The sequence below is a fragment of the Gordonia sp. (in: high G+C Gram-positive bacteria) genome (assembly GCF_052106715.1).
Classification (GTDB): Bacteria; Actinomycetota; Actinomycetes; order Mycobacteriales; family Mycobacteriaceae; genus Gordonia.
Map to the genome: position 1 here is coordinate 48,593 of NZ_JBQEDL010000014.1, position 14,246 is coordinate 62,838.

The following is a 14,246-nucleotide window of genomic DNA, read 5'->3' on the forward strand; positions in this document are numbered from 1 at the left end:
CTGCTGATCGAGCGAAGTCGAGATCCGCCCTGCTGATCGAGCGAAGTCGAGATCCGCCCTGCTGATCGAGCGAAGTCGAGATCCCTCGACTTCGCTCGATCAGCGGCGGCAGCGGGCTTCAGCAGCAGTGGACGAGCACGCGGAAGCTTCGCGCGACGGGAGCTCGAGCAGGCCGGGGAGGAAGATCTCGACTTCACTCAATCGGCGGGGACCGAACTCGATCAACAGGTATAGAACATATGTTCGTACTTAGTGTTTAATCCATCACTAGCGTCGCTTATAATTAAGACAACGGTTCGAACAGCTTCGACTCCCGGAGCCCACACGGAAGGGGTGGTGACGATGGACAGCATGTGGTCCAAGGTCGACCTGTCGTCGGTCGGCAGTCGGGCGGCGCGTTGATCAATGCGTTGCAGGCAGGCGAAGGGCTGTTGATGTTCCTGCGCTGGCAGGCGATCTACGCGATGTTGACCACTGCGGCGGGACACTCGAGGGTGGCGTTGGACTCGGTCGATCGCCGCATCGTCGACGTGTTCGCGAGTGTCTCGCGCGAGGTCGCGATCGCACTGCGGGTCGCAGCGTCGACCGCTGACCGACAGGCCCACCTCGCGGTCGAAGCGTTCGAACGACTCCCGCAAGTGGCTCGGTTGATGCGCGACGGCGTGATCTCGGTGGCCGCGTTTGGTGAGATCGTGTTGCAGACCACCGGCGTCGAAGACGCCGACCTGATCGCAGCGGTCGATGCGGCGACCGCGGTCGATCTGCGTGAGTTCGGCGGAGTATCGCGAAAGGACGCGAGCGATGCCGCGCGTCGTGCGGTCGCAGAGCTCGATCCCGACGGTCTACGTGCACGTCGTGAGGCTCGTGGCAAGGGCGTGACCGTGTCGACCGATGTCGACGGCGCAGACGTCCTGATCGCAACGACCGTCGAAGATGCGGCGGTGATCGATGCGAGTATCGACGCGGTCGCAGGCTCGGTGTGCGCAGATGACACCCGCACCCGCGGCATCCGCCGCCACGATGCCGCCGTAGCGCTCCTCACCCGCAGCGAGTTCGGTTGCAGCTGCGGCAATCCCGAGTGCACGGCGACCGCACCCGCCAGTGTCGTCGCCGATCGGTTTACGAGCGTCGTGGTGCACGTTGTCGCCGACGCCTCGACGCTCTCCGGCGAGTCGGAGAAGGCCGGCTGGCTCGACGGTTTCGGTGTTCTCGATGCTCACCACGTCCGTGAGATAGCCGCTCGCTCCGATGCGGTCATCCGCCCGCTCGACATCGCGGGCCTCGCCGATCGGACCGCTCGAGCAGGCGATCCGTACCGCCCGACCACCGCCTGCGACACCGCGGTCCGGGCAGTGTTCGGCACGTGCAGCGAGCCGGGGTGTGCGCGCCCGGCGTGGCGATGCGACCTGGACCATGTGTGCGAGTTCGACCACGCACGTCCACAGGCAGGCGGCGCGACGTGCGTGTGCAACCTGAATCCGAAGTGCCGCTATCACCACCTTTGCAAGACATTCGGCGAGGGATGGGTCGACGATCAGATCGTCGACGCCAACGGGGTGATCTGGACCGAGGTCACCGCCCCGAGCGGCTACAGCGTGCGATCGCGTGCACGTAATCAGTGGCTGCTGCCCGGCCTCGGGCTGGTGCCCTGCCGACACGGCGAGCAGGTCACTCGCGGGACAGTCGAGACGAGTGCCCAGCCGGAGCGGTCCCGGACCCGCACCCAGGCCAAGCACGCCTACCGGATGCGGATCCGGTCGCAGCGCCGCTACGAGCAGGCATGCGCCGCGGCCGCGCATCACACGGAGTTCGTCGAGGACGGCCCGCCACCGTTCTGAGGTCTAGTCCTGGCGTAGGCCGTACGTCAGGATCGCGTTCCCCGCGCTCGTCTGAGTCGCCCGGATCAACCGCAACCGAGTCAGCGGCACCGTGTCGTCGAACAACCTCCGTCCCTCGCCCGCGAGCACCGGATGGGTCGTCAACGTAAGTTCGTCGATGAGGCCTGCAAGGAACAGCGAACGCACCGTCTCGACACCTCCGACGACCGAGATGTCGCCCTCTCCCCGCTTCCGGAGATCGCGTACATATGCGATCGGATCACCGTCGACGACGACACTGTTCCACTGCAGGTCGCCGGAGAGCGTCGTCGAGACGACGTGCTTACGGACCGGGTTGATCCATTCACCGAACGGGTCCTCGGCAGTCGGCCAGTACTCCGACCACTCCTGCCACAGCTTTCGGCCGATGACAGCGTCAGTCACTGATCCGGTCGAATCCCCCATCATCTGGCCTTCTTCGGGCCCGAACGCCCCGAACTGCCATTTGTCCGGACTCTCCGCCACTCCGTCGAGGGAGTGGAACAGATGCGCGGTGATCTTGCGGGTCATGGTGGTGCCTTCCGTCTCGCTCACATGCTTACACCTGTATGGACCGCACCCATCGACGAAACTGATCGGTGCACGCAGAATTCACTCGCGGCCCGCAGAGATCCACGTCGGATCCGCGACGATGTTCCGGCCACCCGCGACGAGCGACGCGACCGAGTCGAGGGCGGCAACGGCATCGTCGTCGAGGACGACGTCGACCGCCGCAGCATTCTCCGCCAGCCGTGTCGTCGAACGCGTTCCTGGAATCGGCGCGACGGCGACACCCGCTCGACGCCCCGCTGCGTACAGCCAGGCGAGGACCGCCTGCGCATTCGTGACGTCGAGACGGGAGGCGACCTCGGACACGACAGCGAGTGCCCGCTGGTTGACGTCCCAGTACTCACCCATCCGCGTCGTCCGGCCTCGCACATCTGACGAGACTTGTTCGCGACTGAGCGTTCCAGTTAGGAACCCGCGACCGAGCGGCGAGTACGGAACGAACCCGACTCCGAGCTCGGCGCACGCCGGAACGACGTGCGCCTCGACGTCCCTCGACCACACGCTCCACTCACTCTGGACCGCGGCGATCGGGTGAACTGCGTGCGCCGCACGTAGTTCCGCCGCCGTCACCTCAGATAATCCGAGGTGACGGACTTTGCCCGCGGTGACGAGCTCAGACATCACACCGACCGTCTCGTCGACCGGGATCTCCGGATCGCGGCGATGCAGGTACCAGAGGTCGATCACGTCGGTACCGAGCCGTCGAAGCGACGCGTCGCAACACTCGCGGACGTAGGCTGCGTCGCCTCGAGTGGCCTTGGCGTCCGATGTCGAGCCGAGCCCGGTTATGCCGAACTTCGTCGCAAGCGTCACCTCATCGCGTCTGCTCGCGAGCAGTCTGGCGACGAGTTCCTCATTTGTTCCGGCCGGCCCGACGGCGCCCGGCTTCGGCTGCCCGTAGACGTCGGCGGTGTCAATGAGGGTGACGCCCGAATCGACGGCGGCGTTCAAGACGTCCAGCGCTGCGTTCTCCTCGATTCCGCCGTAGACGGGTGTCAACGCCATCCCGCCGAAGCCGATCGGCGAGGTCCTGAGGCCGTCGCCGAGAGTGATCCTGTCCATGAAAATGGTCTCCTTCACGTTCGTTCAGTGGGGCCGACGCTGCTCGTCGAGCTCGTCGGGATCGATGATCGGCTGCTCCGCACAGTCCTGACCGGCGTCGATGAGGTCCCGGTAGTGGCCGATCTTGACGTCCACCGCGTCCAGGTCGTCTGCGAGCTCGCGGATCCGCGACTCGATCTCCTCGCGATGATCCTGCAGCAGCCGCATCCGCCGACCGTGGGTCCGCGCGCCCTGACCGACCATGGTCACGAAATCGCGCATCGCCGCAACTGGCATACCGGTGCGACGCAGCCGGACCAGCAGGTCGATCATGCGGACGCCTGCTTCGTCGTACCGCCGAACGCCTGCCGAGTTTCGCGGTACTGCCGGTATCAGCCCTTCGGACTCGTACCAGCGCAGAGTGTCGCGCGTGAGGCCGGTCCGAGCGGACACGTCGGCTATCGAGAGCTCGTTGGACGTCATGAAGAAACGGTAGAGCTTGGAGTGCACTCCAACGCAAGGAACGCCGGCCTGTGGACAACGCGTTCGATCTCGTCGCACGTCGCCTATACGTTGTTCCCATGAACACTCCACCGGTTCTGACCGACGCACAGCGCTCCGTCGCCGGCCGCGTCATCACCTCGCTCGCCGGCCCCGACGCCCGGCTCCGCGACGACCAGGAGACCGCAGTCGCAACGCTCGCGACTCCCGGGTCGCGCGCGCTGGTCGTGCAGGCCACCGGTTGGGGAAAATCGGCCGTCTACTGGGCGGCCACCGCGGTACTCCGATCGGCGGGCGGCGGGCCGACGCTGATCGTGTCGCCGCTCTTGTCGCTCATGCGTGACCAGGTGGCCGCCGCGGGCCGAGCGGGGCTGTCCGCCGCCACCCTCAACTCCAGCAACATCGACGAATGGTCCGCTGTCGAGAGCGACCTGCTGGCCGGAAGCCTCGACGTTCTGTTGGTCTCCCCCGAACGTCTCGCCAACCCCGGATTCGGCGCCCGCGTGCTCGACGCACTCGCGGGACGACTCGGCCTCGTCGTCATCGACGAAGCGCATGCGATCTCCGACTGGGGACACGACTTTCGACCCGACTACCGCCGTGTTTCCGACGTGCTGCGGAACCTGAATCCGCAGACCTCAGTGCTCGCGACCACAGCGACCGCCAACCAGCGGGTCACCGACGACATCGCCGACCAGTTGGGCGAGGCCACTCTCGTCCTCCGCGGCCCACTGGCTCGGAAGTCGTTGCACCTCAACGTGGTCGACGGGCTGTCGCCGATTCAGCGGTACGGCTGGGTCGCACAAGAGCTTCCGTTCCTCCCCGGCTCGGGCATCATCTACGTGCTGACGGTCGCCGACGCCGACCGACTGGTCACCGCCATCCGCACTGTGTGCGGCGACGAGACTCCGGTGGCCGCGTACACCGGCCAACTGCCCGCCGACGAACGACACGGACTCGAAGACGCACTCCTCGGCAACCGAGTGAAGGCCTTGGTCGCCACCTCGGCACTCGGCATGGGTTTCGACAAGCCCGACCTCGGGTTCGTCGTGCACGTCGGCGCTCCGCCGTCGCCGGTGGCGTACTACCAGCAGGTCGGTCGTGCCGGACGTGCCCTCGACGAGGCGGTCGTCGTCCTGCTCGCATCCCGGCTCGACGACTCGATCTGGGACTATTTCGCGACCGCGACCATCCCCGACCCCAAGCGGATGGACCGCATCCTCGAAGCCATGAACGAGGCGGGCGGTCCGTTGAGCGTGCCGAATCTGGAGTCCGCCACGGGCATTCGACGCGGCAAAGTGGAACTGGCCGTCAAACAGTTGGCCGTCGACGGCGTCGTGGAACGTACCTCGGAAGGGTGGGCGGCCACCGGCAGACCATATGTCTACGACGCACCGCACTACGAAGGCGTCGTCGCCGTGCGGCAACGCGAAGCCGACATCATGCGATCGTTCGTGCGCGGCGAACGCTGTCTGATGAGACTGCTCACCGAGTCGCTCGACGATCCTGCGGCACAGGATTGCGGTCGCTGCTCGGTATGCCGGGGCGAACTGACGCCGGGACTGAACGACCGCCCCGACGACGAGACCGTCGCGACACTGTCGGCCGTCCTTCGCCGGGACGCGCAGATCCTCGCACCCCGCAAGATGTGGCCGGGCGGATCATTCGGGCGACGCGGTCGCATCTCGCCCGATCTCGCTGCCGAAGCGGGTCGGGTCCTCGCGTTCGCCGACGCACCACAGTGGGGCGATGTCCTCGACGCCGCTAAGGACGGCGACACGACAGCGCGCGAACGACTCGCCGAGGCCGCGGTCGCCGTCCTCGCCGACTGGGGACGACGCGGCGGCATCCGGCCGGAGACGATCGTCTCTCTCGATCTGCGGGGCGGTGACCTGGCCGCCGACCTAGCGCAACGCCTCCGCACCGCCGGGCGACGGCCGGGAACCGACTTTCCGGTGCTCGCCGGCCCCATCCCGAGTCGGGACGCGACCAGTGCGACCGAGGCCGCCTACTGGCGCGAACACCTAGGGCAGGCGCCCGCCGACGCGGCCGGACTGGCTGTGCTCCTCGTCGTCGACGAGACGTCGTCGGCGTGGGCGATCACGTTGGCCGCTGCGTCCCTGCGGGAGACTGGAGCCACCGCCGTACTCCCGATGCTCGCGCACCAGACGGTGTGAACTGTCGAACGCAGTCAGTCTGCGACGTACTCGCCGTAGCCGAGGCCGCGCAGGCTCACGCGGATTCTTGCCGCAGCATCGTCGAGCGATTCCGGAGACGGATCCGGGTCGGCCTGCGAGAGGTCGAACACCTCGAGCGTGTTCGCCGGAAACACGTGGATGTGCAGATGCGGCACTTCCAGTCCGGCGATCAGCAGACCCATGCGAGGCGCGTCGAACGCGTCCTTCACTGCGCGACCGACCTTCTGCGACACATCTGTCAGATGTGTGAACGTCGGGGTGTCGATCTGCTCCCAGTGGTCGATCTCCTTGCGCGGCACCACGAGCACGTGGCCGGGCGTCACCGGGTTGATCGTCATGAACCCGACGGACAGTCCGTCCTTCCAGACGAAACGTCCCGGCAGGTCTCCGTTGATGATGTGCGTGAATACCGAAGCCCTCCTCCGACCCTACTGCGCAGATGTGCTTTCGTCCGCGCGTGGCAACGCGAACCAGAAGCGAGCGCCGTGGCCCGGTTCGGACCACACACCGACACGTCCGGAATGCGCGTGCACCAACGCTGCGACGATCGACAGGCCGAGGCCGCTTCCCGACCCCGAATCATCGCGGTGCCGTGACGGATCGCCGCGGTAGAAGCGTTCGAAGACGTGGTCGCATTCGTGCGGGGTGAGACCGGGCCCCTCATCGACGACCTCGACGACGACCTCGGGGCCGGCGATCCGCGCGGACACCGTGATCGACCCGTCGGTGTGCGAGATGGCGTTGCCGATGAGGTTGCCGAGAACCTGACGCAGGCGCAGCCGGTCCCCGGACACCATCGTCGCCGGGTCGAACGCCGTCAGGTCGATGTCGATGGCCCGATCCGGCGCCGAGGCACGCGCCGCCTCGACCGAGTCGACGATCAGCGGCAGGACGTCGACGGGACTGAGGGACAACGGCCGCTGCGCATCCAATCGCGCCAGTACCAGCAGGTCCTCGACGAGCATCGTCATCCGGTCGGCCTCCCCGGAGATGCGGCGCACGGCATCTTCGGGATCGGACGCCCCACCGATCGACATGAGATCGGCGAAACCCTTGATCGACGTCAGCGGCGTGCGCAGTTCGTGCGACGCGTCGGCGACGAAGCGCCGCATCTTCTCCTCCGATGCACGCGCCTGCTGTTCGGAGGCCTCGGTGGCCGCGAAGGCGCCCTGGATCTGAACGAGCATCGCGTTGACCGACTCGCCGAGGCTGCCGACCTCGGTGTTCGCGGGTCGCGCCGGGACTCGCCGATGCAGGTCGCCGCCGGCAATCGCGTGCGCGGTCTCCTCGACCCGCCGCAGTGGCCGCAGACTGGTGCGGACCAGCAGATAGCTGAGGACGCCGATGGCGATCAGCACGATGCATCCGACGCCCACTTGCAGCCAGATCAGCCGAGTCATGGTGGCGTTCACGTCGCTCAACGGAATCGCGACGATGCTCGATATCCCGTTCGACGTCCGCTTCACCACCCGCCAACTCGGACCGCTCCCCTGCGAATGGACGGTGCGCGGCGATACGTCTCCGTCGGGCAGCGAGGACAGGTCCGGAGCCGAGTCGAAGTCGTTGAACTGAATCTGCAAGCCGTTCGGGAGCGTCGACGCGACGAAGTACTGGGACGGCGGACGACGCAGACCGGGCGGGCCGGGTGCGTCGTCGTTGCGCGGGCCGTGCGGCTGCGCCCAGCCGTTGACGGCGTCGTTGAGCCCCTCGTCGACACGCGAGACGAGGTCCGCCCGCATCGCCGACGTCACCGCGACGCCGGAGGCTCCCAGTCCGACGAGCACCAGGATCACCGTCAACAGAACGAGCGTCACCCGCAACGGCATCGCTCGCATCCGTGCGCTTATCGCGTTCATGTGCGTGGCTCGCGCAGCACGTAGCCGACGCCGCGCAGCGTGTGGATGAGGCGTTGCGGACCGGTGTCGACCTTCCGGCGCAGATATGAGACATACGACTCGACGACGTTCACGTCGCCGCCGAAGTCGTAATTCCACACGTGGTCCAGGATGCGTGGCTTGGACAGAACCGTCCCGGCGTTCACCATGAAGTAGCGCAGCAGCGTGAACTCGGTCGGCGACAATGAGACGAGTTCACCGTCCTTGAACACTTCGTGCGTGTCCTCGTTCAACTCGATGTCGGCGAACACGATCCGCGACGGTTCGGTGGCCTTGTCACCGTATCCGTTACGGCGTAACAACACTCCGATCCGTGCGACGACCTCTTCGAGGCTGAACGGTTTGGTCACGTAGTCGTCCCCGCCGATGGTGAGCCCGTTGACCTTGTCCTCCACCGAGTCCCGCGCGGACAGGAACAGGGCGGGTGCGTCGATCCCGTCGGCCCGGAGCCTGCGCAAGAGCCCGAATCCGTCCATGCCCGGCATCATCACGTCGAGGATCAGCACGCCGGGCCGGTAGGTACGAGCGATGTCGATGGCCGCCGGACCGTCCGCGGCGGTCCGCACTTCGTGGCCTTGGAATTTCAATGACACCGACAGCAGTTCACGGATGTTCTCCTCGTCGTCGACGACGAGAACTCTGGCGGCAGGGGTCTGGCTCATAGCAGTCAATGATGCACGTCGCGTCTCCGTTAGTGCTGTCCTTACGCTGGGAGATTCCTGTGAACCGAGTTCTTCATCATCGGGGAGGCGAACACGCCTTGAGTGAGCCGGACATCGCCCAGCCATTCGGCGAGCTCGTCCGCCTTCGCCTCCAGCGCCCGAACACCTTCAGAGGGAACCTCTTCCAGTAGCTGAATGCGAACAGCGCCGTCTCCCGGCTCGTCCTGCTGAACCCACCCGCCGACGATCCGGCCGTCCCACCACGCGGTCTGCCCACCGTTGCCGTTGGTGTCGAAGAGGTGCTCGACGTGGCCGTCGTCGAGATAGAACGTGCGCTTCTTCCACCCCATCGTCGTCGGATCGAGTCCGGGCAGCAGCATCGCGCACGGCTCGACCGGATCGACGGGTTCGACATCGTCGGCCAGTAGATAACCGATGTCGCCGGACGACAGGTCGACCTCCACGACGTCGAGAGCGGCGAGCGCGGCACGGACTGCCGTCTTGGTGGACCCGAGCCACCAGACGAGATCGGTCTCGGTACCGGGGCCGAACGATCGCAGCCAGCGGGCAACCAGATCCCGGTGACCGTCGGCAACGGTCACCGCCGGGAGCGGCTCGCCGAGCCACGACTCCATGGACGTCCAACCCGGCCGGGACACCACCCAGTCGCCACGGTTGGATCCGCGGACGACCTCGCCCGCGGCGGCCAGGTGATTGAGCAGTCGCGGCAGCATCGCCGACGGACCGCCGTATTTCTTCCCGGCATCCCGCATGATCGCGATATCGAAGTCGGGCAACGCCTTCCGCACTTGCGCTGCGGTCAGTTCGGCACCGTCCAACAGTCCGAGCACCGCGGCACGGGCGTCCGCGATCCACGCTTCCGGGTCCGGCGGGCCGTCCTCACGCCGCAGATCTCGCAGCATGTTGGTCCGTTCGGACGCGGCCACGCGACTGCCGACCGCGCCGACGGCATCGGCGAGGATCGGGCGGCTCATCACGAACAGCGTCCGCCGCATCGCGAGTTGCTTGACCACACTTCGCTCGGCGTAGAGTGCGGCGTCGACGGTCTCCGGTCGGATGCCGGGGCTGCGCGCCCACGCCGACAGGTGCACGCTCGAGGCGGTGGTCGCGTGGAGTCCGACCATGGCGTCGGCGATGTCGGCTACCTCGGTCGCGTCCGGCGATTCGCCTGCCAGCAAGTGACGTCGCTGGAACCGGTTGCGGCGCTGAGCGTCGTCCACGAACGGGCGGGTCATGCCAGCACCGCGCCAGGCAGTGCCGCGACGGCGTCGAATTCCACACGCTGCCCCGGATACGGCAACACGGTGACCGCGACGATCACGGCCGGCGGGATGTCGCCGCCGAACTCGGGTGCCAACGCCTCCCAGACAGCGGCGAGATCGGTGCGATCGGATGTCGCGACGTAGACCGTCAGCTTGACGATGTCGTCGATCGCGGCTCCCCGCTCGTCGAGCAACACGAGCAGGAGTCCGAACGCGTATCGGACCTGCGCGATGGGGTCGTCGGGCCCGACGATGTCCCCGTGCGAGTCGAGCGGCGACACCCCCGCCGTGTGGAGCACCGACGCACCGGAGACCTCCGCACTGTAGGCGAACCCGCCGTCGAACAGCTTCTGCGATCCGTGCCTGCGCACGCGTGGACGGCTCATCGGAAACTCAACGCCTCCTCGCCCCACGCCTGCAGCATCGCGTCGTCGAGCCCGACCACAGCGACGTCGTCGGCACCGATCCGCAGCGACGCATGCCGGTCGTCGGTGTACGACTCCCACCGCACGCGTTCCCCGTCGTTGCGGCCGTTCCCCACCTGCGGATCCCCCGACGCGGCGAAGTTCAGCCAGCGACGCTGCACACGACGACACACCTCGTCTCCGGTCTGGCGACCACCGAGCCGGTACATCGGATCACGCTTGGTGGACGCCGGATTGCCCCACACGTACGGCAGTTCGGTGGCGTGGGCGGCGCCGAATCCGATGAAGCGCAGCAACGGCGTCGCCCAGTCGAAGCGGTAGAGATGCACCGATGCCTGCCGGTGCTGGGCTTCGGCGATCCACAGCGCAGGCATCCGGAACCCGATGTCGCGGGAGATCGCCATGCTCCGCACGCGCGCCTTCACATGCTGGTATGTCTCGTCGAGGTAGTCGGGCTCGGGCAACGGGAGGTCGGGCTGCTCGGTGCCGATGTGCGCGAACATCGCGTCCACGTGCTCGGACTTCACCGGCATCAACGGCGACGACATCCACTTGAACAGGGACGTCTCGTGCCGGTTGGTGCCGATCAACAGCGGCACGGGCAATGAGGCGTCGGCGTCGTACACGCGCAGCGGATCGTCGGGGATCAGGTCGCCGTCGATGACGGGAGTGTGCGCGATGGTGCCGGGGAAGTCGCGCGGCACCGTCAGGAACGCCCGCTGCGACCCGGCGACGAGCGCGCCGACCGGCACGTTGCGGAGCATCCCGGGCCGGACCTTCTCCTGTGGCATCGGGGCGAGCATGATCTCGGCGTGCTTCTCGGCCCGTTCGCGTCCGTAGACGCTCGTGGCGGGTGAGCTCTGGGCGATCGCCCGGTGCACCAGACCTTCTGCGTCGGGCATCGTCAGGAGGGTGGTGACGATGCCGCCGCCCGCGGACTCGCCGAACACGGTGACGTTCGACGGGTCGCCGCCGAAACCCGCGATGTTGCGGTGCACCCACCGCAGTGCGGCGAGCACGTCGGACATTCCGCAGTTGGCCTCGTACGTCTGGTCGGCCGTCGACCACGCGGACAGATCGGTGAAACCGAACGCACCCATCCGATAGTTCACGGTGACGATCACCGTCGGCGTGCCAGCGCTGTTGCCCGTGGTGATCAGGGAGACCGGGTTGTACATCGGTTGCGACCCCGCCCCGCACAGGTATGCACCGCCGTGGATCCACACCATGACCGGGAGCTCCGCGTCGCTCGCGGCGGCTCCCCGCGGTGTCGCGACGTTCAGGTAGAGACAGTCCTCCTCCTGGCGGGCGCCGTCGGCGAGTTCGATCACCTGCATCACCGGCTGCGGGCAGACGGGCCCGAAGGCATCGGCCGGGACGACGTCGGCGTGATACGCGGGTTCCTCCGCATGTCGCCACCGCAGTTCGCCGACCGGCGGTCGCGCATAGGCGATGCCCTTCCAGACGTCGATGGAATCGCCCGAGACGCCTCGGATCGGTCCATAGGAGGTGTCGACGACCAGATCATCGGAGTGCACGAGGACCATTGTGCCGTCAGAGGTCCCGGTCTCGCAGTGCGAGCGCCTCCACGCGTCCGTACGCTCACTGACATGAGCATCCCGCTGTTCTTCCGCGAAGACTCCTTTCTTCAGCCGATGGAGCTGACGCTGCCCGATGGGATCGACGTCGTCACCCAACGCTTCTACGACGTACGGCTCGACGACCTTCGGGACATCTTCGACGAGTCGTTCCACACCCTCGCGCAGACTCGGCCCGCCGGCCCGCCGTACGCGATGTACGAAGGCGACCCGACCGACGTCTTCGACCTCACGATCGGCTTCCCGGTCGCGGGCCCGGTCGAGGTCGACGACTTCGGCGACATCGCCAACGAGGTCTTTCCCTCCGGCCCCGCACTGATCATGAGTCATATCGGCGGCTTCGACGGCCTGGGGTCGGCATGGGACTCATTGCTGGAGGTCCACAAGGTCAACGGCGGCGGGACGCCCCGCGCGATGATCGAGATCTACGTCAACGACCCGTCGACGACGCCGCAAGAAGATCTGCGCACCGATCTTCTGGCCCTCTACTGAACCGCGTACCACGAGCTCTCACACCAGTCCCAGACGCTTCGCCATGTCGGAGACGAACACCCCGGTCGGGTCGATGCGTCGCCGGACCTCGATCCACTCGTCCAACCGCGGATACATCGCGGCGAACGTCGCGGGTGAGGTCACCGAGTCCTTCGCCGTGTAAAGACGCCCGCCTGCGTCGAGGACGCGGCGGTCCAGGTCGGCGACGAGCCGGTCGAGGCCTCGGGAGATCCCGAAGTCGAACGTCGCCGTCAGTCCCGCCGTCGGAAACGACAGCGGGGCGCGGTTCCCCTGGCCGAACATCTTCAGGACGTTGAGGAAACTCGCGTGTCCCGAACGCCGAACAGCCCGCAGCAGCGGCGCGAACGCGTCGATATTCTCCGGCGGGATCACGAACTGGTACTGCAGGAATCCTCGCCGCCCGTAGAACCGGTTCCATTCGCCCATGACGTCGAGCGGGTGCAGGAAGCCGGTGATGTTGTGGATCTTCCCGGTGTAGTCCGAGCCGGTGCGGAAGTACGCCTCGCTCATCGCCCCGAACGTGTATCGGTTGCCCAACCCGCTCGGAAAGACGTCCGGCACCGTCAGGTATTTCGGGGCGTCGAATTTCAACGGGTCCTTCCGCAGTTTCGCGGGCAGTTCGTCGACGGTCGCCAGCCTGCCCCGAGTGAAGTAGCCGCGCCCGAGCCTCGGTCCCTTGCTCACGGCGTCGAACCAGCCCGCGCTGTAGTCGACGTCCTGATCGGTCGGGTTGCACCATTGGCCGCGGTGCAGCTCGATCGTCTCCTCGACGCTATGGGTGACGACGCCGTCGGCGAGAAAGTAGGCGGTCGTGGTGGGCTGAACCCGGAGGCGTGCCCTGAGCACGATGCCGGTGAGTCCGAGGCCCGCGACGGTCGCCCAGTACAGCGATCCGTCCGGGTCGTCGGGTGTCCCGTCGGGCGCCACGGTGAGGACGCGGCCGTCGGCGACGAGCAGGTCGAGGTCGACAACCTGGTCGCCGAAGCTGCCGGTGCTGTGGTGGCTCTTGCCGTGGACATCGTGGGCGATGGCCCCGCCGACGGTGACCTGCCTGGTTCCGGGTAGAACCGGAAGCCACAATCCACGCGGGACCAAAGCGCGAAGCAGCGTGTCCAGGCTGACACCGGCGTCGACGTCGACGAACAGCTCCTCGCTGTCGATCCGGTGAATCGAATCGAGAGCCGTCATGTCGATGGTGAGACCCGCACGGTTCTGCGCGGACTCGTTATAGGAGCGCCCGAGCCCCCGCGCGATCACCCCGTGCCGCAGGTACCGAGGGTCGTCGGCCGCGTCGTCGGCGACTCGCGAGACGGCACGAGCGATGGCGTCCACGTCGCGAGTCGCCAGTACCGCCGCGTGGACCCCGTTGGTCCGCGACCACCCGTCCAGATAGCGGGTCTGTACGACATTGTCAGCTGTTGAAGTCACGGTCGCGAACGTACAGACGGTCACTGAGAAGATCGTGCGAATCAGATGAGAGGGTTACTCCGTCGATGACAGGGCTAGCTCGATCACACTCTGCAACGCACACGTCTCCCCCGGCGAAGTAACCGGAGGAGACGTGGTGGAGCCCCCTGTCAGGATTGAACTGACGACCGCTCGCTTACAAGGCGAGTGCTCTACCACTGAGCTAAGGAGGCGTGCGGCCAAAGTATAACGGTCGCCCCTCATGTGTCCGGGACTAGCATCGTCTCTGTAGTAGTC

General features: G+C 66.8%; 12 protein-coding genes, 1 tRNA gene and 1 pseudogene. 3 read left to right on the forward strand and 11 right to left on the reverse strand.

Annotated elements, in window-relative coordinates:
- The first annotated feature begins 353 nt into the window (after positions 1-353).
- The gene (locus tag ACTIMF_RS09205) at positions 354-1,838 is read left to right on the forward strand and encodes a DUF222 domain-containing protein (RefSeq protein ID WP_442349985.1); all 1,485 of its coding nucleotides are present in this window, start codon (positions 354-356) and stop codon (positions 1,836-1,838) included.
- A 3-nt stretch (positions 1,839-1,841) separates the two neighbouring features.
- Here the strand turns inward: ACTIMF_RS09205 and ACTIMF_RS09210 are convergent, their stop codons facing one another.
- The 3 genes from ACTIMF_RS09210 to ACTIMF_RS09220 form a co-directional block, all read right to left on the reverse strand.
- Complete coding sequence (locus ACTIMF_RS09210; protein WP_442349986.1) at positions 1,842-2,387, reverse strand: dihydrofolate reductase family protein; 546 nt, start codon at positions 2,385-2,387, stop codon at positions 1,842-1,844.
- Between the two features lie 81 nt (positions 2,388-2,468).
- On the reverse strand, positions 2,469-3,488 hold the full coding sequence (locus tag ACTIMF_RS09215) for an aldo/keto reductase (RefSeq protein WP_442349987.1): 1,020 nt from the start codon (positions 3,486-3,488) through the stop codon (positions 2,469-2,471).
- Positions 3,489-3,512: 24 nt separating this feature from the next.
- Positions 3,513-3,950 (reverse strand): MerR family transcriptional regulator, encoded by a 438-nt coding sequence (locus ACTIMF_RS09220; RefSeq protein ID WP_442349988.1) that lies wholly within the window; start codon positions 3,948-3,950, stop codon positions 3,513-3,515.
- Positions 3,951-4,048: 98 nt separating this feature from the next.
- On the opposite strand from ACTIMF_RS09220, the gene ACTIMF_RS09225 reads away from it, so the two are divergent.
- On the forward strand, positions 4,049-6,145 hold the full coding sequence (locus tag ACTIMF_RS09225; protein WP_442349989.1) for a RecQ family ATP-dependent DNA helicase: 2,097 nt from the start codon (positions 4,049-4,051) through the stop codon (positions 6,143-6,145).
- Positions 6,146-6,159: 14 nt separating this feature from the next.
- On the opposite strand, the pseudogene ACTIMF_RS09230 reads toward ACTIMF_RS09225, so the two are convergent.
- The 6 genes and pseudogenes from ACTIMF_RS09230 to ACTIMF_RS09255 all read right to left on the reverse strand — a co-directional run.
- Positions 6,160-6,582 (reverse strand): annotated as a pseudogene (locus tag ACTIMF_RS09230) (HIT family protein); the annotation flags it as partial.
- 12 nt (positions 6,583-6,594) lie between these two features.
- Positions 6,595-8,022: a sensor histidine kinase gene (locus ACTIMF_RS09235; RefSeq protein ID WP_442349990.1), complete on the reverse strand. Its 1,428-nt coding sequence runs from the start codon at positions 8,020-8,022 to the stop codon at positions 6,595-6,597.
- On the reverse strand, positions 8,019-8,723 hold the full coding sequence (locus tag ACTIMF_RS09240) for a response regulator transcription factor (protein WP_442349991.1): 705 nt from the start codon (positions 8,721-8,723) through the stop codon (positions 8,019-8,021). Before ACTIMF_RS09240 ends, ACTIMF_RS09235 begins: the two co-directional genes overlap by 4 nt.
- A 41-nt stretch (positions 8,724-8,764) precedes the next feature.
- Entirely contained in the window at positions 8,765-9,979 is a 1,215-nt protein-coding gene (locus ACTIMF_RS09245; protein ID WP_442349992.1) for a winged helix DNA-binding domain-containing protein, read from the reverse strand.
- The gene (locus ACTIMF_RS09250) at positions 9,976-10,392 is read right to left on the reverse strand and encodes a RidA family protein (RefSeq protein WP_442349993.1); all 417 of its coding nucleotides are present in this window, start codon (positions 10,390-10,392) and stop codon (positions 9,976-9,978) included. Before ACTIMF_RS09250 ends, ACTIMF_RS09245 begins: the two co-directional genes overlap by 4 nt.
- Positions 10,389-11,978: a carboxylesterase/lipase family protein gene (locus ACTIMF_RS09255; protein WP_442349994.1), complete on the reverse strand. Its 1,590-nt coding sequence runs from the start codon at positions 11,976-11,978 to the stop codon at positions 10,389-10,391. The genes ACTIMF_RS09250 and ACTIMF_RS09255 overlap by 4 nt, the downstream gene beginning before the upstream one ends.
- 63 nt (positions 11,979-12,041) lie before the next feature.
- Between ACTIMF_RS09255 and ACTIMF_RS09260 the strand changes: the two genes are divergently transcribed.
- Entirely contained in the window at positions 12,042-12,521 is a 480-nt protein-coding gene (locus tag ACTIMF_RS09260) for a GyrI-like domain-containing protein (protein ID WP_442349995.1), read from the forward strand.
- Positions 12,522-12,539: 18 nt separating this feature from the next.
- On the opposite strand, the gene ACTIMF_RS09265 is transcribed toward ACTIMF_RS09260, so the two are convergent.
- Positions 12,540-13,970, reverse strand: a complete 1,431-nt coding sequence (locus ACTIMF_RS09265) for an FAD-binding protein (RefSeq protein WP_442349996.1) — start codon at positions 13,968-13,970, stop codon at positions 12,540-12,542.
- A gap of 137 nt (positions 13,971-14,107) precedes the next feature.
- Positions 14,108-14,182, reverse strand: a tRNA-Thr gene (locus ACTIMF_RS09270).
- Positions 14,183-14,246 lie beyond the last annotated feature (64 nt).